Genomic DNA, 21200 nt, shown 5'->3' on the forward strand with positions numbered 1-21200 from the left:
GGCGTAAGAAGCGAAGGTCTAGCGGACCGATGACTTTCGGACGGAACCCTCGCTCAAAATGAGGGCGCTGACTGGGCCTAATGTCCCGGTCGCTCCCGTGCGCCAGTACGCACGTCCCCCGGTCGCCGAGCCGTTGGAATCGAGCACCAGGACGCGTGCGTACCGGCGTTTCAGTTTCGGCAGCGGCTGGGCGGACTGCGTGGGATTCACGATTGTGGCGCAGGCGCCGATCGACGCGCCCCACTGATAGCAGTTGGCGAACTCGCGGACGTAGGTCGCACCGCGTGCTAGATCGCGAACGTGTGCGCCGGCGGACGACGACGGTTGCAACGGAACGATGTCGAATTCGGGAAAAATCGTATTACCGGCGGCGTCGGGCGCGATCGGCGCGGCCACCGAATAGCGTGGATCGTAGGTCAGCCACCACGAGGCGAGCGCGTAGATGCGCGAGTCGGGCGTCGGCGCACCGTTCATCATGCACAGCGAAAATTTTCCGAAGGGCCGGTCGGCGAGCAACCCGTCGGCTTGCTGTTGCCATAAGCCGCGCGAGTCGTTGACTCGCCCGCCATAGTAAGCGGCGTTGAAGCAACCTTCGTGGTTCGAACCGGCGACGTTGGGGTTCTTCAAGAACGCTCCGTTGTATGCCGGGCGGAACAAGTCGCCGCCGTTGATGATCAGTTTGCGCGGCGCGGCCGACAGCATCGCGTTTTCGGCCGCGATCCACGCCTTGTCGTCGCGGATCTCGACGCCGGCCGCGTTGAAACCGTAGAACGCGCCGGACATCGTCGTTCCTTTCGGCCCGACGAATATCGAGCCCGAGTCGTCCGAGAAGAAAAAGTCGAGGCGCGGTGACTTTTGCAGGTAGCCGTTCATCCAGGCTACGATCGCCTTGCGGGCGGCCGGCGAGCCGGGGTTCAGAAACTCCTGATACTGCTTGGTGTAGGAGTCGGCGCGGTTGATGCGCGCGTTATTTGCGTCGTGAAACCAGGCCGATTCGGCCGGATTCAGGTTGCCGATTTGCCCGGCACACGCACCGGCCGGCGCCGTGAACGGCGGCACGCAATACGGAACGAAGGTCGGATCGATGTAGGTGACGCCGTAGCGTCCGCCGGCGGCCTTGAACGCGTTCACACCGGCATTATCGAAGCCGCTGGTCTCGATGAAATCGGCGTGCTGCGCCATATACTGCGGGCTCAGCTTGTCGTTGACGCGCGTCGCGCCGAACGATTGATGGTAATACAGAAACGTCAGAACGTGTTTGGGCGCAGCTGCAGCCGCAACCGGCAGCGCCGCGATCAACGCGGCCGCCGCCGCCGACTTCAGGTCCATACGGGAGCGGTTTCGCGGCGGACCGGCAACAGCGTCGCGCGGGCGCGAACCAGCGCGACCAGCGAAAGCGTCAACCAGAAGATCTTTCCGCTGGTGAGATCGACGAAGAAACCGGCCACGCACAAGCCGAGCAACGCGCCGGCGATGGCGACTCGGGTGCCGTACAGCGGGTTGCGCTTGTCGATGATCCGCAGGCTGCAGAACGTCGCGATGACCGCGGTGACCATCAAAAGCGCTCCGATAATGCCGTACTGGACCGAGTTCTGCAGCAGCATGTTGTGCGCGGCGCGCGACCAGCCCATGTCGTACTGCTGGAAGACTTTTAGATACACGTCGTTATAGGCGGTCGCAAACGAGCCGCTGCCCGATCCGATCAACCAATGTTCGCGGAACGCCGCGCCGCCCGCGCGCCAAATGTCCAACCTTCCCGAGCCGTCGCTTTCCGACGAGGTCGTGAAGCGGTGCAATAGATTACCGTTGAGGCTTGCCAACACGCCGAGAACACCCGCCATCCCCACCAGCTGCCAACGCTCGCGCAGCATGACGATGAAGTACACGAACATGATGGCGACCGCGACGAAGGCTTCGCGCGATGCCGCTATGCTCATCGCGTACAGTAACACGCCCATGCCGCCCAAACAGGCTGCCTTGAAGAGCAGATTTTTAGCTTGCGCCATCATGACGACCAAGATGGCCATCGCGGGCAACAAGCTGTCGGCGAATTCGTTGATGTCCAGTTTCTGGTTGCCGACCAGCAGTGGGATACGGTCGGAGACTTTATTGATCAGCTGTTGCGCGGCGCTCATGTGCGAGAGTTCGTGAATGCCGAACAGACCTGCGGCGAGTCCGCCGATCACGACGCCCGTAAACACGACGCGCAGATCGCGCGCCGAAGGCGGCATGACCGAAGCAATGGCATACAGTAAGCCGACCTGCAGTATCGAGAGGAACTCGCGCGTACCGTTGACCGGGTCGAGCGACCAGAGCAGCGATAAGCCCGCCCAGCCAAGGTAGGCGAACCATGCGGCGAGCGCCCAGCCGGGTTTGACGAAGTTGCGCGTGCGCAGCAGCCAAAACAGCAACGCGACACCCGAAAGGGCGCCGCACAAGCGTGCCGCCGTGCCCAGCGCCGGTATCGACAGCAAGAGATCGAAGGGCACTAACACGACGTACGCCGCGTACGGAAACTGCAACGGGGCGCGGAACATGGCGATCGCCAGCAACGGCAGCGCCGCGATGATGACGGCCTCTGCCGCACCGATCGGACTGGGCGACATGGCCTGCGTCATCGCAAATGCGAACAGCCCGCACACCACGCACAGAATGACGATGAGCAGCTGAGTCGCGTTCGACGGCGAGGCTTGGCTGCGGCTAACGAGCATAACTGAGCTTCGCAAAGCGGAACGCGCGCGAGGCGGCCCGCAGCAAGCGCTGCCCGATCAATCGCGGCGATGCCCACACGGTGTGTTTGGCGTCGATTGCGACCATATCGTTGACATACGAAATGGTGTGCGTTCCGTCCGTCTTCGCGCCGGTCGCCGTGCTATCGAACGTGCTCACCAGCTCCTCACGATATTCGTGCGGTGTCAACGTGGCGACGCGGTTGAACGCGATCGCGCTGCCGTATCCGTCGGCACAGTCTTGCCCGGGGCGGTACAGCTCGCCGTCGTGCTCGAACGGCATACCCGCAGGGCGCGCCGAGCAAATGTCGGTTTTCACCGGATTGGCCATGTGCGCGTGCCACGGGCCGGCGAGATCGTCGGCGTAATAGGCGAATAAATTCAGATTGACGTCGCGCGCTTTATCGGTGAAGAACAGCCACCAGCGCCCATCGCGGCGCAGGATCGTGCTGTCGCACGCGGCCACGTTCTCGATCATCGTGGTGACCGGCTCCCATCGATAGGGTGCATCGACCGCGCGATACAACACGATGTTGCGCTCCTCCGCGCTTTCGGGAACCATGTACCACGTGCCGTCGTGCTCGAACGTAAACGGGTACGACAGGTGCGTCGGCGCCTGCATCACGTTGCGCTCGTCGACGACGCCACCCTCACCGTCGAGTTCGACGCAGCGGATGAACCCGTTGCGCGTCGCCGGATCGAGCGCTTCGCCGAGAATGAAATCGCGGCCGTCGCGTTTGAACACGAACGGATCCGCGAGAAAATCGTCGGACTCGCGCGGCAGCCAGCGGATCGCCGGACGGTAATCTTCGATTAAGAAGCGCGCGGGCGATCCTTGGATCGTGCCGACTTTCCAGCGTGCGTCGGTAAACAAGTTCACGAAAACATGCCGCACGAATTGGCGCGCGACCGCCATCAAGAAATGCACGGGCCGCAGACGCCGCGGTTGCGCCGCCGGCAAGCTCGAACGTCGTTCGGGCGATCCGCCCAGCGCCTCGTGCACGCTGGCGAAAATGGTCGGCCAGCGCGCGCATTCGCGCAACGCGACGTCCATCGAACGATGATACAAATACAACGATTTGAAGCGTCCCGAACGGAGCAGCGAAAATTCGCCGGCTTCGTCGCAGCTTCGAAGCTCGAGCGTGAAGGTCGACGAATCGGCTGCGATTTCGCGCGCGCCCGGAAGTCCGCACAGCGGCTGCCCGTCGCCGTCGCAGAAGAACCAGCGTCCGAATCTCGCGGCAAGGGACGGCTCGGAGCGCGGGGTTGCGCGAAGATCGAGAATGGTGTCGACGCCGGCTTTCATTCCAGAATCGTTTGACTGCAGCGGCACGCGCTGCAAGCTGCGTCCACCGAGGGTGAAGGCGAACGCAGCTTCAGCGTGTCCGAAGGTCGTGGGGCCGATTCTGCAGACGGTCACGTCGTTGCCCTCTCGAAGGAGGTCGACGCAGTCACGCTTCCAGCGCGGTACTCCGCCGCCGTCTACGAGGACGAGAAACTTCACGACAGCGCTTGCGCTACCGCGGCCGGAGCCGGGATCGAGAATTTCTGGGTTCCACGGCCCAAGCCGTAGACTGCAAAGCCGGCATTGTTCCACGTCGCTTTGTCGTAGAAGTTGCGGGTGTCGATCAGCACGCGCGAGCGCATCAATCCGGCCACCGCGGTCGGATCGAGCGTGCGGAACGCATCGTGATCGACGGCCAGAACCACCGCGTCGCTATCGCGCAGCGCTTCGGCTAGATCGTGATGTGTGAGTGCGGGATGCGCGACCGGATCGTATACTGCGGTGCGGTATCCGAGGTCGTCGAGCAGCTCGCGAATGCGCAGCGCCGGGCTTTCGCGGGTATCGTCGACGTTGGCTTTATACGAAGCGCCCAAGATCGTGATCTTGCGTTCGCCGTCGGCCTCGCCGACTAAATTCGTGACGCGGCGGACGATCAACTGCGGCATGCGCTCGTTGACGCGGCGCGACGCTTGAATGAGTTCGGTCGCGAACGGATTCAGATCGGCCAAGAACTGCGGATCGATCGGAATGCAGTGGCCGCCGACGCCGGGGCCGGGCTGCATGATGTTCACGCGCGGGTGATTGTTGGCGAGGTTAATCGCGTTCCAAACGTCGATGTCGATCTCTTCGCAGAACAGCGCGAGTTCGTTGGCCAGCGCGATGTTGACGTCGCGATATGTGTTTTCGATCACCTTTACGAATTCGGCGGTGCGCAGATCGGTCGTGTGAATGCGCGCATCCACGAACGATGCGTACAGCTCGCGGCCGGCCTCGGCGTCTTCGGGGGTGCGTCCGCCGACGATGCGATCGTTCTCGCGCAGCTCGCGCAGGATCGCGCCGGGCAGAATACGCTCGGGGGCGTGCACCACACGGACGGGTACGAAACTCTTACCGGCGGCGCGCATCGCTTGACGCACGAGCCGTTCGGTGGTGCCGGGCGGCACGGTCGATTCGATTGCGATCAGTTGATCGTCTTGCACGACCTTGGCCACATCGGCCAGCGCGGAGTTGACGTAGCGCAAGTCGGGGCGGTCGTGCACGCTCGGCGTCGGAACGCACACGATGTATGCGTCGCCGCTTTCCACGCCGTCGCACACGTGCAGGCGTCCGTGCTGCATCATCTCGACAGCCAGTTCGCACACGTCGGCTTCGCGGCCGCGGACGTATCCGTCGCGTAGCTCTGCGCGCATCGCCGGATCGCTGTCGTAGCCAAACACCTCGTGTCCGGCTGCGGCCGCCAGCGCGGCCGTCGGAAGTCCTACGTATCCAAGTCCCAATACAACGATTTTCATGATGCCTTCACTAAGTTAGCGAGAGTTGGTATGGTGCGCCGCACGTTGAAATGTTCGGTGACGCGGGCGCGAGCGCGCAGTCCCATCGATGCGCGGAGTTCGGGTGAATGCGCCAGCCGCAGGATGCCGTCGGCGAATGCCTTCGGATCGTGGGCCGTCGCGACGACGCCGCAATCGGCTTCGATGAGTTCGGGGATGCCGCCCGAATCGGTGGCGACGCACGGAACGCCCGCAGCCATCGCCTCCATCAGCGCGACCGGGATGCCTTCCATGTATCCACCGCCTTCGTTGCGGCTGGCTAAGAGTTTGATGTCGTAGTCGCCGCGCCGCAACCGTTCGAGCAGCGTCGCGTGCGCGATGCGTCCCAGCATGAAGATTTTGCGGTCGAGGCCGAGTTCGGTGATGCGGCGCGCGAGTGCGTTCCACAGCACGCCATCGCCGGCCAGGTCGCAGCGAAAGTCGACGCCGGCGTCCGACACCATCTTCAGCGCTTCCAGCAGATCCATGTGGCCCTTTTTACCGACCATATTGGCCGCGCACACGAACCGCAGCGGTTGCGGCAAATGCGGTGCGGGCGTTTCGTCGATGTCGACGCCCACGAAAATGCGCGTAACTTTCTCTGCATCGTTCTTTTCCATGAACTCGCCGAGATCGTGGGCACCGCGATCCGAGATGGCGCGAATGAAGCGCGCCGTCTTGGCTTTATGCCGGATCAGATTGTTTTCGTAAATATCCCACGCGTGGGCGCTGGCGCTCCACGGCGTTCCGGTCATTTCGGACGCGACGAACGCGACCGTGGCCGGCGCCGACAGCCAATAGGCGTGAATGTGGTCGATCTTTTCGCGCTCGATCATGCGAGCGACGGCCAGGGCGCGAGGCATCACGACCAAGTTCTTTGCCAGCACCGACGGGCGTTTCGAACCGGCGACGACCGTGCGCAGTGTCTTAAAGAACCGTTGCGGGCGCTTGCGCAGCATGGCGGCGGCATCGCGCAGGGTCGAACGCGAGAAGAGTTCGCCGCGCGCCGGTATCACGCTTACGTCCTCGAAGTGTCCGCGCAGCTCTTTAAGTTCGGTTCCCAAAAACGTTTCGCCGCGGCCGGGAAAGCGCGAAGAAATGATCGCGACCTTCATGCGGCGATCCGGTGCATCAGCACTTCGCAGGCGGTCTTGAAGATGATCGTCAGATCCATGATCGGCGACCAATGCTCGATGTAAAATAGGTCGTACTCCGTGCGTTTGGGAATCGCCGACGCATCGACGTCGCGCGCCATGTACACGTGCGACAAGCCGGTGATGCCGGGGCGTACCAGGTGCCGCTCGTCGTAACGCTCGATGTCCCGGTTGAACTGGTCGGTAAAGACTTTGCGCTCGGGGCGCGGACCCACGATCGACATCTCGCGGCGCAGCACGTTGAAAATCTGCGGCAGCTCGTCGAGGCTGGTCTTGCGCATGAACTTGCCCACGCGCGTGGTCCGGTCGTCGTTCGATTTCGCCCAAACCGCGCCGCTGCTTTGCTCGGCATCGACGCGCATCGAGCGGAACTTCATAATCTTGAAGACCTTACCGTTGCGTCCCACGCGTTCTTGACGGTAGAAAATCGGACCGCGGGATTCGGCGTAGACGGCCACGGCCGTTATCAGCATCACCGGGCCGAGCACCAGCAGGCCGAGCGTTGCGAACGATAGATCGATAATCGTTTTCGGCAGATGCGCTTCGGCTCGAAGAGCTTGCGGAACCAGCGGAATCAGCACCGGTTCGCCGCCTAGATGATCCACCGTGAAGCCGGTCGGAAAGCCAATTTTCTCGGGCGATGCGAAGGCGACCGGAATGTTGAATCCGGCTGCCATCGCGCTCAGCGCCGCGATGGTCTGCATATCCGGCGGCGTCGTGAACACGATTCGGTCGGCGCGCCACGTTTTGGCCGATGCAAACCAGCGTTCGAATTGATGATTCGCACCACCGTTGAGTCCGAAGTCGGTGTCCGGCCAGTTCGGCGCCGGCAGGATCAGCGTTTCGGTGTTGCCCGGCAAGCCGAACCGGTTGTCGGCGCGCTGTACTTCGACCGGGGTTCCAACGAAGGCGATCCGCGGCTTGAGCCGCCCGCGGCGGTCCCACCTGCGGCGCACTACCGCACGCCAGGTACCGATCACGAGGACGTTGACGGGAATCGTTATTACCAAAAGTAGCCGCGACGACGAAATGTGCGGGATCATGGTGAACACGAGCATCAACGGTACGATCGCCAGTGTCGATACCGCAGCTACCCAGTAGAACTCGTCGCGCCACGAAGCGGCGAACGAGCGGCGGTAGAAACCGACGTAGTTGAAGATCGCGAACCATAGGGCTCCGGTTACGAGAGCCGACGCGGCCGCCGGCACTGGATCGAAGCTGCGGTGGCCGAACCGCTCGAGCAATACTGCCGAGACGATGGTTGCCAGAGCGAGCATTGCCAGATCACCGGCAATCAACCGGACCGATAAACGGGCCGGGTATCGAACCAGCTGCCTCGCCGCGCTATCGCGGTCGAGTAAATTGCGACGAATCGCTTGCTGCATACTATGACTCTAAAGGGAGAACGTTGGGGACTAAAGAGTCGGTGGGACCGAGTTTTTGTTCGGATGTACCCCGAGCATTAGAACCTTGGTCCTATTCCGTTGGTTATGCGAGCCCGCTACGCATGGCGTAAATGACTACTTGGGTGCGTGCGGTTACATTTAATTTTGCGAAGATGTGCGAGATGTGATTCTTAACGGTTTTGTCGGAGAGGCCCAGGCGATCGCTGATTTCGCGATTCGAAAGACCGGCCGCGATCAAGCGGACGATATCGGACTCGCGCGGCGACAACTCGTTGGGGTCGCGACGGCCGATGCCGGCGTGCTTGCGCAGAATCATTCCAACTAGACGCGGATCGACGTACAGGTTTCCACCCGCCATCGCTTTGACCGCGCCCAACAGTTCGTCGGGCGTGATGTCTTTGAGGATGTAACCGTCGGCGCCGGCCGACAACACGCGTTGCATCGCTTCAGAGCTAAGATGCTCGGACAGGACGCCAATGCGAGCGCGGGGTGAGGCTAAGCGGCACATGCCGATGGCATTGCTCAACGCGTCGAAGCTGATGCTGCCGTCGAGCAGGATGAGCGTCGGATTCGCTTTTGAAAGCTGCATGCCGTTGGCTTCGATCGCATCGCCGACCACGTTCACGAACGGATCGCGTTGCAGCACGTTGCCGAGGGCTTTCGCCATCAGGGCGTGCGGCTGAATGATGAACACGCGGGCGGGTGCCGTCAGGGTGGCGGGCGTCGCGGGAAGCGACGTCACCGGCGTACTTGTTACGCCATGTAGGGTCTGCACGATCGATCTCCTTACTTTCTTGATAACCGCTCACTCGTGACGCCCACCCAAGGCATTCGATCGGCGATTGTTTTCCGGTAAACGCAGGTTCGGAGGGCGTCGTTCTGCCGTAATTTTTTTCCGGCCTTGAAATCCCAAACGCGGCCCCAAATTTCTTTTTTGGCATGGTATAAATTGGGGAGATTTTGGGCCTTTCGTACTACGTGGTTCCGTATTACCGGCGCAGAACAGGCGACACTTCCGGGCTTATGGTACCCCCGGCGGCGTACAAAATCGTACGGCGGTTCCGCTGCATAACGACGCAGTTCATCAGCCTGCGAAAAGCTCGTTAAGAAAGTATGAAACGATTCGTTCGCGTCGCGGTTATTACCATTGCTTTGACTAGCTTACCAAGCGTCGCGAACGCGCTTTTACATCGAGCCTCGGTCCATACTATGGTGCGCGTCGACCGCCCAAATCGCGTCTTCGGTCGTTTCGTTGGGCCAGACGTGCACCATCCATCCAAAGACGAGCGGCACGAACGTGCCACCCGCCTGCGTGCAAGCCTCAGCTGTTTCGATCGAACCTTTTAATCCGAAGCGCGCATTCGGCGCGAGCAGTTCGGAGATCGGCGTGCCTTTCGGCGGCCGGCAGAAATCGACGTGGCGGTGCCACGTGCCAAAGCTTAGGGGAACGCGCCGGTCGAGTTCGCTGCGGTCTGCTGCGTTCGACGCGGTATATATCACGCCGACGAGTTTGAGCGTCGTTCCCGAGCGCTGGAAGATCAGCGACGTGGGATGCATCGGGTCGAAGAGCCCCGACCACCCCTCGAGCGCGTATTTTCGGCTGGTATAATGTTCGATCGGCAAGGGAACGTTGGGCAGAAACTTGCTGAAGCCGGCGGCTTCGGCCGCCTGGGCGGTCGGATATTCGGCCATCACCCGTTTGGCGGCGGCGACGATCGCATCGGCGCGGGCGCGATCTCCGGGCTGCTGCGCCTGGCGAATCGTCATCTGCATGTGGCCCTGTTGCATCGACGGAATCGCCGAGTCGGTCGCGCTCGCCACACAGCCCCACAGTAACGCCGGCGTCAGGAAGGCGGCGAGGCAGCGCGTAGCGGTGCGGGCGCTCATTAACGAAAGTATACCCGGCCGCACGCTGAATATCCGGCGTATGCCGGCTGCCACGCCCCCACCAATCGTAAGTGCCGCGACGCCTGCGCCGCACCGCACCTACGTCATCGCGCAGCCGGAGCACCCGCGCGATGCGATTCGCGTGGGCGACGTCTATCTGGTGCCGGTTTACGACGGTAAGGTTTCCTACGTCGCCGGTCCGTTGAAGGACGCCGGTCATGCGACCATCCCGTATCGCAGCTTTTCGCTCGGATCGGTGCACCTCGGATCGAACCGTGCCGAAGCCTTTCGCGTCACCGGCAGCGGCGATGCCACCGTCCTAGTCGTTTTAACGGCGGCGGCATACAAACAGGTGTGCGCGAGTTGCCGCACGGTCCATTTCTTCGCCGCTTCTACAAATAAGTAACGCGCGAGAGCCGCGTTGTTGACCGGCGTTTGGCTGTTCGTCGCGGGCTTCGTCACCAGCGTCGCGGGCTCGGTCGTCGGACTTGGCGGCGGCTTTTTGCTGGTGCCCGCGCTGCGGTTGTTCTTCGCGCTGCCGCCGGCGGTGGTCGCGGGCACCTCCCTCGCGTTGGTGGTGACCAACAATGCGACGGCGTCGATCTCGTATGCGATGCAGCGGCGTATTCGCGTTCGCACCGGTTTGCTCGTCGCGGCGGGCGGCGTTCCGGGAGCGGTCGCCGGCGCCCACGCGGTTCGCGGCATGTCGGCGGTGGCGTTCGATTATCTATTGGCCGCACTCACGCTGGCGGTCGCCGTTAACGTGTTGGTGCGCCGCAACGCGCGCGCGGTCGAGAGCGAGCGGCCCAAAGGCGAGCCGTCATGGTGGGCGATGGGCGGGACCGGCGCGATCGTCGGCGTGCTGTCGGGGCTCTTTGGTGCCGGCGGCGGCGTCATCTTAATTCCCGCGTTGATCTATCTGACCGATCTGACGCCCCACGAAATCACGGCAACCGCTCAGTTTTCGATCCTGTTCATCGCGATCGCCGGATTGACGATGCACATGTTACAGCACGATCTACGCGTGGAATTTGCACTGCCGGTATTGATCGCGGCGCTCGTCGGCGGACCGTTGGGGGCGCGGTTATCGGCCCGATTGCATCCCGCCCGCCTACTCTTATTTGTCGGCTTGGCGCTGGTCGTAGCGGCGGTAGCGCTGGTCCTGCGCGAGGTGTGATGAGCGGGCGTCGAACCGGCGGCGACGAAGACGCGAGGATGACCGATCTCGCCGTCATCGGCCGTCATTTCGTCGCGCGCAACGAAGACTTCGATTGGGAAGCCTTCGGCGCCGCGATCGACGTGTCGGCACCGATACGGCACGTGTGGCAGGCGTTCGCCTTTCGTCCACAAGTATTCAACAATTTGAAGAACGTCTTAAACGGCTTGCAGTTCGGTTACGGTTACCATCCTTCCGACGTACATTTGGTGTTCGCGCCGCACGGTCCGTCGAGCGCCTACAACTACACCGATTACGTGTGGAAAAAGTATCGCATCGGCGACGCACTCGATTTGCGCGATCCGGCCGGCAAACGCGTCGAATCGAACGCGTTCGTACTTCCGAAGCCGAACATTACGGCATCGACCGATCTCGACGACGAAAACGGCGTGTATCAAGACACCTCGATTCAGCGCCTGCAAGAACGCGGCATCACGTTCTTGTCGTGCGCGACGGCCTTACAAGAACAGGCGCGCATCGTTCGCAACGGCGGCTTTGCGCCCGACGGCATGAGCGTCGACGAGATCGCGACCGACATGCTCGAGCACCTGATTCCGAACGCCGTACTGGTGCCGTCGATGGTCGCGACCGTCATCGTGCTCGAGCGCCGGTACGGTTATACGTACCTGACGCTCGACACGTAATGCCCGCCGGTCCCTTCGACGTAGACGTCGCCGTTGTCGGCGGCGGATATTGCGGTGGGATGCTGACCGCCCACCTGAGCGCCGTTCCCGGCCTGCGGATCGCGGCGTTCGAACGCGACGCCTGGGCATTGGGCGTCGCGTATGCGACGCATAATCCGCGCCATCTTTTGAATTTGCGCGCCGGGCGCATGAGTGCGTTTCCCGACCGCGAGAACGATTTCGTGGAGTGGGCCGGCGATGTTGCGCCCGACGCGTTCGTGCCGCGACGGCGCTACGGCGCGTATTTACAATCGGTGTTCGAGCGATCGACGCAAGGCGTGGATCGCGTGCACCGCTTACACGCGCAGGTCACCGGCATCGTCGAAGAAGATGGTGGTTTTCGACTGACCGCGGCGCACGAGACGGTGCGAGTGGCGTGCGTGGTGTTGGCGTTGGGGACGTTCGCACCGAGCGACGATTTCGTTGGCGACGCGGCGCGTTCGTCGCCGCAATACGTCAGCGATCCGTGGAAGGTTCCGTTCGACGACTTGTCCGGCGACGTGATGTTGATTGGAAGCGGCTTGACGGCGATCGACGTCGTGGTCGAACTCGAACACCGGCAATATGCCGGCGACGTGCATATGCTGTCGCGTCACGGATTGCTGCCGCAGGTGCATCGTAACTACGGCGAACCGATCGAGAGCCGGCTCGATACCGGCTCGGCGCTATCGATGCTGCGGTCGGTGCGCGCGGCGATCGCACGCGCCCAGCGCGACGATCTCGATTGGCAGGCGGTCGTCGACGGAATTCGCCCGTTGACGCAAGGAATTTGGCAGTCGTGGCCGTTGCGCGAGCGCGAGCGCTTTTTGCGCCACCTGCGCGCGTATTGGGAAACGAGCCGGCGCCGCGTGCCGCCCGAAGTGGAGCAAGCGGTGCGCGACATGCGCGAACGCGGAACGCTGCACCCGATGGCCGCGCGTATCCAAACGATCGAGCGTCGCGGCGACGGTTTCCGCGTGACGGCCCGGCATGCCAACGAAATGCTGGTGCGGGACGTCGATTGGCTGATCAACTGCACCGGACCGCGCGGTGACGTCGCGAAGATCGACGACCCGCTGATCCGCTCGCTGCTCGACAGAGGATTGCTGCGCCCGCACGCAACTCGCATGGGCGTCGATGCCATGCCGGATGGGCGCATCATCGATGCGGACGGCAACGTGCGCGATCGTCTGCTCGTGGCCGGCTCGTTTTTGCGCGGCGTGCTCTACGAAAGCGTGTCGGTGCCCGAACTGCGCGTCCAAGTGCGCGCGTTGGCCGACCGCGTCGCCGAATCGCTCGCTCGAACACCAGGCTAAGCACGGAGCTCGTCGCGAATGTTGCCGGATGGGTGCGTTCCGACGATGGTTTCGAGCCGTTATGGCTTTTGCGCTGGCAGCGTCGGCCCAAGCGTGCAGCGGCGGTAGTGTTGCCGTGCCCGTTGCGGGAAGTGCAGTGCCGGTTGGCGCCCAAGCGCCGGCAGCGGTGCACTCGGCCAACGCCCTAGGGCACGCGATCGTCGGATTTCTGGTAGACACGCCGCAACGCGCGGTGTTGGCAGCGTCGCAAGGCATCGATGCGACGATCTTGTACGGTAATTCGCCGCCGCCGAATTCGGCGCTGGCAAAAGCGCTGCAAGCGCACGGGATCTCGGAAATCGACGGCGAGATTTCGTCCGAGCTGCAGTATTGGGAATGCCATCGCACGCACACGGTTGCACCACCGCCCGGCGGCCGCAACGATTACTGCCATAACGATTATAAGCCGCAAATCGACTCCGAGCGCGTCGTGTTGCACGACGTTTCGATCGAGCTCGATAAGGACGCGACCCGGCCGTACGTGCGTGGATTCTGGGTGCTCGACGATTGGCCGTATTGGGACTACGGCAGCGCACACGGCCTGCTGCAAAAGATTCACACGTTGATCGCAGCCAAGGCACCGCACGAACCGGCGATCTGCGGATTCGGAGCAGAATTGGCACGTCCGGGGCGGCTCAACTGGGAGCCCGGCTTGGCCAAAAACTATTCGAACGATGGCTGCGATATGGTCGGCTGGTACATCTACGCGCCGTTTGGGCGGCGCAAACCGTCGAACGGCCAGGATCTCGACTGGTCGATGCAATCACTGTTGCCGGCGATGCGCGACAGTCTTGCCAAGCACGGATGGTCGCTCGACCGCGCGCCCCTCTTGGGCATCGGGCCGGCATGGTCGGGCCGCTACGGCGAGCGCTATTATCAACCGGGATTGAGCCGCAAGCAAATGCAGACGCAGGCGTCGGCGTTCTGCACGTTCGGCGCGACCTCGATCTCGTGGTGGGCATGGGATGACGGCGCGTACAAACCCAAAACGAAAACGCCCGAAACATCAAAGACGATCGCCGCCGGAATCGCCGACGGTATTCAAGCCTGCAAAAACGTGTGGACCTCAGTATAGCTTTGGGTCGGGCGGTTCGTAAGCTGGGTATAACGTCGCGGTATGGTACGAGCGATATACGCGGGGGTCGTGGCCGGGGATCTGGAGCGAGAGCGCGCATGGTACGAAGCGGTGTTCGGCCGGCCGCCCGACGCCGCGCCGATGGATGGCGTATACGAATGGCATCTGGGTGACAATTTTTTGCAACTCGTCGCCCTTGCAAAGGTGCGCGAGATTCAGAAATTGCCATCCTGGGGCGCGACCGGCGTATCGTCGCTAACGCTTACGGTCGACGACGCCGATGCGATGCTCCGCGCTGCGCTCGACGCAGGTGGGTCGCGCGTTTCGGGCTTTGGCAACGACGCCTTTCGGACGATAACGGTCGCCGATCCTGAGGGTAACCTGGTTACGTTTTTGCAGCGATTGTAAACGCGCTCGCAGAAGTCGGCCGCGTGCTGGATCTACGTCTTTTACGGATTCCCGTCTTGACCGGCGCGCTTGCGTGCGCGGTCGTGTCCTGCCAATCGGGAGGCATGCGTCTCGACGGCACAAGCTGGGCGGCGCACCATCGCGGTTCGATCGAAACGATCGCTTTTCACAACGGCATCGCGGATATCGCTTGGGACATGACCTGAATGTCGGTGCCGTATCGTTCACACGGCCCAAACGCGATCGAAGTGAACGACGAAGGCGTCCATTGGGTTTTAACGATGAATCCGAACGGCCAGTTGGATGCGGTGGACCCATCGGGCGCGCCAATGCACTTCGTCAAACAATAGTTTCTCGGCGGATGGGCCGGGCTCGTCTGGAAGGCGCGATCGCGCCTCACGCGTAAGGCTCGCACTTACCCTTCGCGCGAGGTATCGGCCACCGTGAAGTTCGGCATTTACGTTTACGGCTTAGCGGCCATTGCGACCGGAATCGTCGACTTGGTGTGGGGCGCATTCGACCCCGCCGAGCAGCCGATTCAGGCATTCGGAGATCACGTTCCCGGAGCGCACATTTTCGCGTTGCTCGTGGGTTTGGCGTTGATCGCCGGCGGCATTTGCGTCCTTAGCCGGCGAGCCGCGCGAATCGGAGCCCCGATTCTGGCCGCCGCGTACGCGCTCTTTGCGATATTCTATCTGCCGAGATTTATTACGGCCCCGTATTATCTGGGCCAGCACGCAAGCGTCTATGTCAGCGTGCTGGTCGGCGTTTGCCAGCAGCTGATCGTAATCTGCGCGGCGGCGTTGATCTACGCAGCAAGCATTAGCGGCACATCGCGCAGCGGTGGGTTGCCCAAGGCGATTCGATGGGTATTCGGTTTGAGCGTCATCGTGTTCGGTTGCAACCATCTGTTGTCGATGCGCGCCAGCGCGCCGTTCGTACCGGCATGGATGCCGTTGGGTCCGTCGTTCTGGGTTGCGTTTACCGGCATCGCCTTCGTTGCGGCCGGCGTGGCGATCATCATCCGAATCGCCGACGTCCTCGCAGCGCGACTGCTCGCGTTGATGTTGCTGGTGTTTAGCAGCACGACACTCGCTTCGTTCCTGATCGCAGCGCCGAAGATGGAAGGCAATTGGGGCGCCAACACCTACAACATCATCGCCGCCGCTTCGGCGTGGATCTTGGCGGACTGGCTCGCGGACCGTCCTTGGTAAAAGCGCCGACCTGGAAAGATGCTATTCAGCACATCGTGCTCGGACTTCGTCGCGAGTTTTCTCTCGACGATGTCTTGAAGCATCGCGACGCTCTACAGAAGATGTTTCCCAACAACCGGTTTGTGGATGCGAAGATTCGGCAGAGCCTGCAAGTGTTGCGAGATCAAGGTTTGCTGCAGTTTGTCTCGCCGGGCCGCTATCGGCGGAACGACATCGCGCCGGTCTTCAGCCCGATCATCGACATGTCGGTGGCGGCGGAGTTCTTCAGCCAATCGCAAGTCGCGCGGGTGGCGCTCGAAACGTGGGCGTCGTTCAATTTGTACTGCGTCAATTGCGAAAGCGACGCGCTCGATCAACTGCGCGACAACACGCCGGTCGCAGACTTTCAATGCTTCGTCTGCGACAAGACGTACCAGCTCAAGGGCAAGAACGGGCGATTTGGCGAGATGCTCCCTGGTGCTGCGTATGGACCGACGATAGCGGCGGTGCGCGAAGGCCGAATGCCGGAGTATATCTTGGTGGAGTACGACACGCGCTTCAGGACCGTTGTGTTCGTGGATGCCGTTCCCGGCAAATCGATCACCGAAGACCGCGTGATCCCCCGCAAACCGCTTTCGGAAAACGCGCGCCGTGCAGGCTGGATCGGTTGCAACATTCGCATCGACGGGCTGCCGTCGGTGCGTCAAGTCGCGCCGGCGGGTGTCGATCGTGTGTTAGTGCGAACCGAATGGAAAATGCTTGAGGTAGTTAGTGATGAGCGCACGCTTCATTAGTGTCGCTTTCCTAGCGCTGGTGGTTGGTGCTGCAGCGTGCAGCGCATCGCATCCAACCGCAAGCGCGCAGCGGCCAAATCCGTGGGAGACGATCGAGGGATTAAACCCGAATCCGTCTCCATCGCTGTGGCCCAGCTATAAGGCGTTGGACTATCGAAGGGCTCAGCCGCGGTTGAGTGCGAACGAGGCGGGTCATATTCGCCGGATTCTTGCTCGCGTAAAGCCGTGCCAACGGAATATCGTGTATTACGCCTATCCGTCCAACGGCGATGCGAACGAACCGATCGTTGTATTTTTTAAGGGCGCCAGCAATGAGTGGCCGCACGTTTTGGCCGGTGGTAACGAATACTTCAAGCCCGAAGATGGCGACGTCTTCCCGGGAGCGAGCGGCGGCGATTATGATCTCAGTCTGGCGGCGGATATCCGTAACGAACCCTGCGAAGCGGAATTGAAGGCAACTCCCAAGCCGCCGCCGACTCGATCTCCGATTCCGTCGCTGTGGCGGAGTTATCGCGCTCTCGACTATGCGGTGGCGCGCCCACCGCTATCGGCAGCTGAGGCAAACCAGGTAGTGAGTATCCTCAAGCGCGTTCGGGAATGCCAACGTCCATACGTGCGATATGCCTTTGCGAACGATGCCAACGAGTCTCGTCGCTTCGTTATGTTCTTTCAGTCACCGCACGACGATTGGCCGCACGTTCTGGAACAGAAAAATCTGTACTACAAGAAAGATGTGGGCACCACGTTTGCGCTGCATCCCGCCGGCTGGACCGATTTCAGCCTCTCGGCCGACGCACGCAGTCATCCCTGTCCCGGCGAAGAGGGTCCGGTTGGGGCGACGGTGTTGGGTCCGAACTAAGACATATATGGTGATAGGAGAAACGATGGCTATGGTTACTACGATTGGACGCGTGATTGCGGCGTCGGCGGCGCTACTCTTTGCGACCGTTGCGGCGGGGCCGATCGATCAACTCGACCGGTTCGCCGGGACGTGGCAGACGCAAGGAACGTTCGTCGAAACGCCCTATAGCACGGCCGGCACCGCATCGGGAACGGCGACCTGCGCGTGGTCGACCGATCGTCAATACATGATCTGTCAACAGAACAACGTGCTCGCCGGCAAGCAAGACGACGACGTTGCGATCTATTCGTACGACGACGCCGCGCAGGCGTACAAATTCTACAGCGTGCGGCCGAGTCGATCGACGACGGCAACGATCACGATCGACAAGAACACGGTCACCTATCCGTTCTCGTTTACCAACAACGGCGAAACGGTATCGATTCGCACGCTCAACTCATTCACGAGCCCCGATTTCTACAACTGGCGCAGCGAGTTTTCGACCGATCTGGGAAAAACGTGGACGTTGATGGCGTCGGGGACGTCGCAGCGAACCAGTCACTAACCGGCTAAATCGGAACGGCGTTCTCCGCGATACGGTTCTTGGCGAGCGGCCGTACGCCGCCGAGTGCCAGTCGTTTGAAATGCTCGGTTTGGGTGTGCGCGGCCAGCGCGGCTTCATCGGTGTAGACTTCCCACAAAACGAATCGTTCGGGGTGCTCTTTACTGCGCGCAATATCGAACTGGATGACGCCCGGCTCCTTGCGCGATGCCTCGCGAAGCTCCCGAAAGATCTCTTCGATGCGGTCGCCGTCTTCGGGCGCGAATTCGTAATGGATCGATTGAATCAGCATGTCAGCGATAGCGTTGCTTCAGCCGCTCGACCAGCCCTTTCGCCTTCGCGACCGCCGAGGCGGGCGCGGCGATCCACGCATCTCCGCCATAACTCAACGCCCAGCGCACCACCTCATCGACGTCGTCAACTTCCAGCGAAATCGTCACGGTGCCGTCGGAGTTGTGACGCACTTTCTGCCCGATCTGCCATTGGCGCGATGCGGCGGCGTCGCCGACGGCCTTCGAAAACGTCACGTCGACCGTCTGCAGCGGTCCGTCGCCTTTGAAAAACCCGATCGCGTCGGTCGAGACATAGCGCGCCGGCGGTTTGGTGCGCGTGAACGTTCCCGCGCGTTTCACCGGGCCAACGATTAGGTCCATGGCGAAGTTGCGCCAGCCGTTGCGACCGAGTTTGACGTCGCGACCTACTAAATAGTAGCGGCCCGAGCGCACCAACGCGATGGCCGGTTCGACCGTTCGCCTTTCGCCCTTGTAGGTGAACTCGACGCGCGCGTTGTTACTCCACGCTTTCTCGAGTTCTTCGAAGACGGTCGTAACGGTGGCTTGCGCGACCAACTTTGGAAGCACGAACTGGATAAACGACTCGTGTGCGTCGCCGCCCTCGAGGCCTTTGGCGATATCGCCCACTGGGCCGCCGAACGCCTTGAACAGTTCCGACATCAACGCTCGCAAGCGTTTCTCGCCGGCGACTAAGTTGGCCGGACGCGCATCGAACTTCGACAGCGAAAACGAATCGCCGTGCGCGCGGTCGCTAATGGTGAAGCCGGTGCTCGTGCCGATCTTGCGCAGCTCTTGCAGGTCGCGCAGCACCGTACGTTCCGATGCGCCGTACAACGTTTCGCACGCGCGCAACGAAATCGTCCGATTGCGAACCAGATCGAGCAAAATGCCGATCTTGCGCACCGTCGCGGGCGCGGGAAGACCGGATTTCCGGGGCTTTCCTATGCGGCCCGCCATGCTGCGATTGTGCGACGCATTGGCGCGACCGCCTGCCGTCTCTCTTAGGGATTCGAGCGCGACGTGGGCTCGCCGGCGACCGATTTTGCCCCGGCGATGCGCGCGCCGTACGGCGTGCCGAGTCCTAGCACCGGGTCCCACAACGTGGTCGTCGTGTGGTAACCGTTGAAGCCTTTGAGTCCCTTGCGGAAAAAGTAGTTCGGTCGTTTGGCTGCCGCCTTATACAGCTCTGCGTTCACCGCACCGAGTTTGCCCTTTACGAGCTCGGCGGTGAGGGCCAGCAGGCCCACGAAATCGGGTGATGCCGCGGACGTGCCGATCGATTGCGTCCATTGGCCTTCCACATATTCCATATCGCTGCTATCGTCGATGTTGCACTTCTGGGCTTGGCAGCTCTGTCCGCCGGAACTAAAGCCTTCGCCGCCCATGTGCACCGACACGTCGGGAGTTCCGCGTCCCTTTTCGGGAACAGCTCCGTTTTGATACGAGGGACGCGCGTAGATCTCGCTGTAACCGCCGCCCGATCCCCAGTAGTCGCCGCCGCCATCCGGCTTAACGTCGGCGTACGCATCCTCGTGGGCGTACTTCGAATTCGGATCGTTCTTGGCGTACGACGTCGTGAGATTGGTGCCGCCGACGCCGAGGACGTACGGGCTCACCGACGGCCATACCACGCCTTTTTGATTGTTGGAACCGCATTGATATTCGGCGTGGTCGCCACTGGCCGCCACCCAGGTAATGCCTTCGGATACGCCTTGTTTGAAGACCGCATCGAACTTCTTGAGCTCCTGGAGACCGTTACCACTCTTGAACGCCAGCTCGCAGCCGCCAAACGACGAGTTGACCACCACGATATTCTTGTCTTTCACGATCGCCGAATAGGCATCGTAGATGTCCGAATCGTTGAGGCTGGGGGTATTGAAAACGTCAATGTTCGCGCGCGGGGCCATGCCTCCGGATTGCTCGGCGTCGAGCGTGGCTTCGCCCGTTCCGTCGCCGCCATATTTGCCGCCGCCATCGATCTTCACGTTGTCGATCGTAGGCGCCACGTTCGAACCTTCGGCGCTAAAGTAGTCGTCGATATCCGACTGGCTGACCGGCGAATCGATCACGATGCCAATGGTGACCCCGTCTCCGGTCGCATCCAAGTAACTCGGATACGCATACGCCTGCTTCAGATCGACCGCATAATACGGACCGTACTTGCCGTAAATGTTTTGCGGTCGAGCGCCGTCGGGCAGCGGAGCAATTTTCGAGAAAACGTGCATCGGTGGAATGCCGTTGAGGCCAATGACCGACGCGCCGCTGCTGACGAGCAATGGCGAAAGCGCCAGCGGCGTCTGGGGAGTCAGCACCGTCGTTGCGCCATAGCCTACGGCTTGCAACGACGTGTGGAAATACCGCTCGGCTTGGATTTGCGTGCCCGATGCCGCGACGGCCTGATCGGTGATCGACACCTGAAACCCCGCCCGTGTCAACTCCCGCGATACTGCCTCAAGTGCGCGCGCCTTTGGCGCGAATTGGCGCAAGAACTCCTCGTGCGAAATGAACTTGCGATAGGTCGCCGAGGACGGATCCTGCAGCCCTTCCAGCAACTGCGTCAGCTTGGCCTCATGGCGCAACGGTAGCGCGACGGAAAAGCGAATGCTGCCGGCGCGCTCGGCGGCCTGTGACGGAAACTGGAAGTTTGTGCCTGCCACGCCGCCGGCGCTCGGCGGTAAGGCCGAATTGCGCGAGCATGCGCTGAAAAGCACGGCGGCAATTGCCGCGGCGCACCTGGTTCGAGAAGTCATAATTGCTCCTTGTGGCAGAACGCTGTACGGCGATGCTACCATTGCCGGGCTACCGTGGGGA

Annotated in this window: 23 protein-coding genes; 12 read left to right on the plus strand and 11 right to left on the minus strand. The window is 61.8% G+C overall.

Annotated features, from left to right (window positions below):
* Window positions 1-18: 18 nt before the first annotated feature.
* The 8 genes from VGF98_13685 to VGF98_13720 all read right to left on the minus strand — a co-directional run bounded on the left by VGF98_13685 (window position 19) and on the right by VGF98_13720 (window position 9990).
* Window positions 19-1329: a hypothetical protein gene (locus tag VGF98_13685; GenBank protein ID HEY1682691.1), complete on the minus strand. Its 1311-nt coding sequence runs from the start codon at window positions 1327-1329 to the stop codon at window positions 19-21.
* Complete coding sequence (locus VGF98_13690; protein ID HEY1682692.1) at window positions 1320-2711, minus strand: O-antigen ligase family protein; 1392 nt, start codon at window positions 2709-2711, stop codon at window positions 1320-1322. Before VGF98_13690 ends, VGF98_13685 begins: the two co-directional genes overlap by 10 nt.
* Window positions 2701-4233, minus strand: a complete 1533-nt coding sequence (locus tag VGF98_13695) for a hypothetical protein (protein HEY1682693.1) — start codon at window positions 4231-4233, stop codon at window positions 2701-2703. The genes VGF98_13690 and VGF98_13695 overlap by 11 nt, the downstream gene beginning before the upstream one ends.
* Window positions 4230-5525, minus strand: coding sequence for a nucleotide sugar dehydrogenase (locus tag VGF98_13700; protein HEY1682694.1), 1296 nt, complete (start codon window positions 5523-5525; stop codon window positions 4230-4232). Before VGF98_13700 ends, VGF98_13695 begins: the two co-directional genes overlap by 4 nt.
* Window positions 5522-6658, minus strand: coding sequence for a glycosyltransferase family 4 protein (locus tag VGF98_13705; protein HEY1682695.1), 1137 nt, complete (start codon window positions 6656-6658; stop codon window positions 5522-5524). Before VGF98_13705 ends, VGF98_13700 begins: the two co-directional genes overlap by 4 nt.
* Window positions 6655-8082 (minus strand): sugar transferase, encoded by a 1428-nt coding sequence (locus tag VGF98_13710; GenBank protein ID HEY1682696.1) that lies wholly within the window; start codon window positions 8080-8082, stop codon window positions 6655-6657. The genes VGF98_13705 and VGF98_13710 overlap by 4 nt, the downstream gene beginning before the upstream one ends.
* Before the next feature lie 103 nt (window positions 8083-8185).
* Window positions 8186-8878, minus strand: a complete 693-nt coding sequence (locus tag VGF98_13715) for a response regulator transcription factor (GenBank protein HEY1682697.1) — start codon at window positions 8876-8878, stop codon at window positions 8186-8188.
* 410 nt (window positions 8879-9288) lie between these two features.
* Complete coding sequence (locus tag VGF98_13720; GenBank protein ID HEY1682698.1) at window positions 9289-9990, minus strand: hypothetical protein; 702 nt, start codon at window positions 9988-9990, stop codon at window positions 9289-9291.
* A 40-nt stretch (window positions 9991-10030) separates the two neighbouring features.
* Here VGF98_13720 and VGF98_13725 point away from each other — a divergent pair, with 40 nt between their 5' ends.
* The 12 genes from VGF98_13725 to VGF98_13780 all read left to right on the plus strand — a co-directional run bounded on the left by VGF98_13725 (window position 10031) and on the right by VGF98_13780 (window position 18099).
* Window positions 10031-10396, plus strand: coding sequence for a hypothetical protein (locus tag VGF98_13725; GenBank protein ID HEY1682699.1), 366 nt, complete (start codon window positions 10031-10033; stop codon window positions 10394-10396).
* A gap of 18 nt (window positions 10397-10414) precedes the next feature.
* On the plus strand, window positions 10415-11167 hold the full coding sequence (locus VGF98_13730) for a sulfite exporter TauE/SafE family protein (GenBank protein HEY1682700.1): 753 nt from the start codon (window positions 10415-10417) through the stop codon (window positions 11165-11167).
* A 38-nt stretch (window positions 11168-11205) separates the two neighbouring features.
* Window positions 11206-11850 carry a hypothetical protein gene (locus VGF98_13735; protein HEY1682701.1) on the plus strand — a complete coding sequence of 215 codons (645 nt, stop codon included), beginning with the start codon at window positions 11206-11208 and terminating at the stop codon, window positions 11848-11850.
* Complete coding sequence (locus tag VGF98_13740) at window positions 11850-13184, plus strand: FAD/NAD(P)-binding protein (GenBank protein HEY1682702.1); 1335 nt, start codon at window positions 11850-11852, stop codon at window positions 13182-13184. Before VGF98_13735 ends, VGF98_13740 begins: the two co-directional genes overlap by 1 nt.
* Window positions 13185-13212: 28 nt before the next feature.
* Window positions 13213-14298 carry a hypothetical protein gene (locus tag VGF98_13745; GenBank protein ID HEY1682703.1) on the plus strand — a complete coding sequence of 362 codons (1086 nt, stop codon included), beginning with the start codon at window positions 13213-13215 and terminating at the stop codon, window positions 14296-14298.
* A 42-nt stretch (window positions 14299-14340) separates the two neighbouring features.
* On the plus strand, window positions 14341-14706 hold the full coding sequence (locus tag VGF98_13750) for a VOC family protein (GenBank protein ID HEY1682704.1): 366 nt from the start codon (window positions 14341-14343) through the stop codon (window positions 14704-14706).
* Window positions 14707-14729: 23 nt separating this feature from the next.
* Entirely contained in the window at window positions 14730-14912 is a 183-nt protein-coding gene (locus VGF98_13755; protein ID HEY1682705.1) for a hypothetical protein, read from the plus strand.
* Window positions 14913-14918: 6 nt separating this feature from the next.
* Window positions 14919-15056, plus strand: coding sequence for a hypothetical protein (locus VGF98_13760; protein HEY1682706.1), 138 nt, complete (start codon window positions 14919-14921; stop codon window positions 15054-15056).
* A 93-nt stretch (window positions 15057-15149) separates the two neighbouring features.
* A complete protein-coding gene (locus tag VGF98_13765) occupies window positions 15150-15920 on the plus strand; it encodes a hypothetical protein (GenBank protein HEY1682707.1) in 771 nt (256 codons plus the stop codon).
* Window positions 15914-16693, plus strand: coding sequence for a DpnI domain-containing protein (locus VGF98_13770; protein HEY1682708.1), 780 nt, complete (start codon window positions 15914-15916; stop codon window positions 16691-16693). Before VGF98_13765 ends, VGF98_13770 begins: the two co-directional genes overlap by 7 nt.
* Window positions 16674-17552, plus strand: a complete 879-nt coding sequence (locus tag VGF98_13775; GenBank protein HEY1682709.1) for a hypothetical protein — start codon at window positions 16674-16676, stop codon at window positions 17550-17552. Before VGF98_13770 ends, VGF98_13775 begins: the two co-directional genes overlap by 20 nt.
* 31 nt (window positions 17553-17583) lie before the next feature.
* Window positions 17584-18099 (plus strand): hypothetical protein, encoded by a 516-nt coding sequence (locus VGF98_13780; GenBank protein HEY1682710.1) that lies wholly within the window; start codon window positions 17584-17586, stop codon window positions 18097-18099.
* 4 nt (window positions 18100-18103) lie between these two features.
* Here VGF98_13780 and VGF98_13785 read toward each other — a convergent pair whose 3' ends face one another.
* Genes VGF98_13785 through VGF98_13795 form a run of 3 tightly spaced genes read right to left on the minus strand, consistent with a single transcriptional unit; the run spans window position 18104 to window position 21139 of the window.
* Window positions 18104-18388: a putative quinol monooxygenase gene (locus tag VGF98_13785; GenBank protein HEY1682711.1), complete on the minus strand. Its 285-nt coding sequence runs from the start codon at window positions 18386-18388 to the stop codon at window positions 18104-18106.
* A gap of 1 nt (window position 18389) precedes the next feature.
* A complete protein-coding gene (locus VGF98_13790) occupies window positions 18390-19346 on the minus strand; it encodes a WYL domain-containing protein (GenBank protein HEY1682712.1) in 957 nt (318 codons plus the stop codon).
* Between the two features lie 44 nt (window positions 19347-19390).
* Window positions 19391-21139: a S53 family serine peptidase gene (locus tag VGF98_13795; protein ID HEY1682713.1), complete on the minus strand. Its 1749-nt coding sequence runs from the start codon at window positions 21137-21139 to the stop codon at window positions 19391-19393.
* Window positions 21140-21200: the final 61 nt, after the last annotated feature.

This window comes from Candidatus Tumulicola sp. (assembly GCA_036490475.1).
In the GTDB taxonomy this organism is placed as follows: Bacteria; Vulcanimicrobiota; Vulcanimicrobiia; order Vulcanimicrobiales; family Vulcanimicrobiaceae; genus Tumulicola.

What these genes read in the sequence shown, in the direction of transcription:
- VGF98_13745 (HEY1682703.1), top strand. Translation starts at nt 13,213, where the DNA reads ATGGGTGCGTTCCGACGATGGTTTCGAGCCGTTATGGCTTTTGCGCTG.
- VGF98_13785 (HEY1682711.1), bottom strand. Translation starts at nt 18,388, where the DNA reads ATGCTGATTCAATCGATCCATTACGAATTCGCGCCCGAAGACGGCGAC.
- VGF98_13780 (HEY1682710.1), top strand. Translation starts at nt 17,584, where the DNA reads ATGGTTACTACGATTGGACGCGTGATTGCGGCGTCGGCGGCGCTACTC.
- VGF98_13710 (HEY1682696.1), bottom strand. Translation starts at nt 8,082, where the DNA reads ATGCAGCAAGCGATTCGTCGCAATTTACTCGACCGCGATAGCGCGGCG.
- VGF98_13740 (HEY1682702.1), top strand. Translation starts at nt 11,850, where the DNA reads ATGCCCGCCGGTCCCTTCGACGTAGACGTCGCCGTTGTCGGCGGCGGA.
- VGF98_13725 (HEY1682699.1), top strand. Translation starts at nt 10,031, where the DNA reads ATGCCGGCTGCCACGCCCCCACCAATCGTAAGTGCCGCGACGCCTGCG.
- VGF98_13685 (HEY1682691.1), bottom strand. Translation starts at nt 1,329, where the DNA reads ATGGACCTGAAGTCGGCGGCGGCGGCCGCGTTGATCGCGGCGCTGCCG.
- VGF98_13750 (HEY1682704.1), top strand. Translation starts at nt 14,341, where the DNA reads ATGGTACGAGCGATATACGCGGGGGTCGTGGCCGGGGATCTGGAGCGA.
- VGF98_13735 (HEY1682701.1), top strand. Translation starts at nt 11,206, where the DNA reads ATGACCGATCTCGCCGTCATCGGCCGTCATTTCGTCGCGCGCAACGAA.
- VGF98_13700 (HEY1682694.1), bottom strand. Translation starts at nt 5,525, where the DNA reads ATGAAAATCGTTGTATTGGGACTTGGATACGTAGGACTTCCGACGGCC.
- VGF98_13775 (HEY1682709.1), top strand. Translation starts at nt 16,674, where the DNA reads ATGAGCGCACGCTTCATTAGTGTCGCTTTCCTAGCGCTGGTGGTTGGT.
- VGF98_13790 (HEY1682712.1), bottom strand. Translation starts at nt 19,346, where the DNA reads ATGGCGGGCCGCATAGGAAAGCCCCGGAAATCCGGTCTTCCCGCGCCC.
- VGF98_13690 (HEY1682692.1), bottom strand. Translation starts at nt 2,711, where the DNA reads ATGCTCGTTAGCCGCAGCCAAGCCTCGCCGTCGAACGCGACTCAGCTG.
- VGF98_13795 (HEY1682713.1), bottom strand. Translation starts at nt 21,139, where the DNA reads ATGACTTCTCGAACCAGGTGCGCCGCGGCAATTGCCGCCGTGCTTTTC.
- VGF98_13705 (HEY1682695.1), bottom strand. Translation starts at nt 6,658, where the DNA reads ATGAAGGTCGCGATCATTTCTTCGCGCTTTCCCGGCCGCGGCGAAACG.
- VGF98_13720 (HEY1682698.1), bottom strand. Translation starts at nt 9,990, where the DNA reads ATGAGCGCCCGCACCGCTACGCGCTGCCTCGCCGCCTTCCTGACGCCG.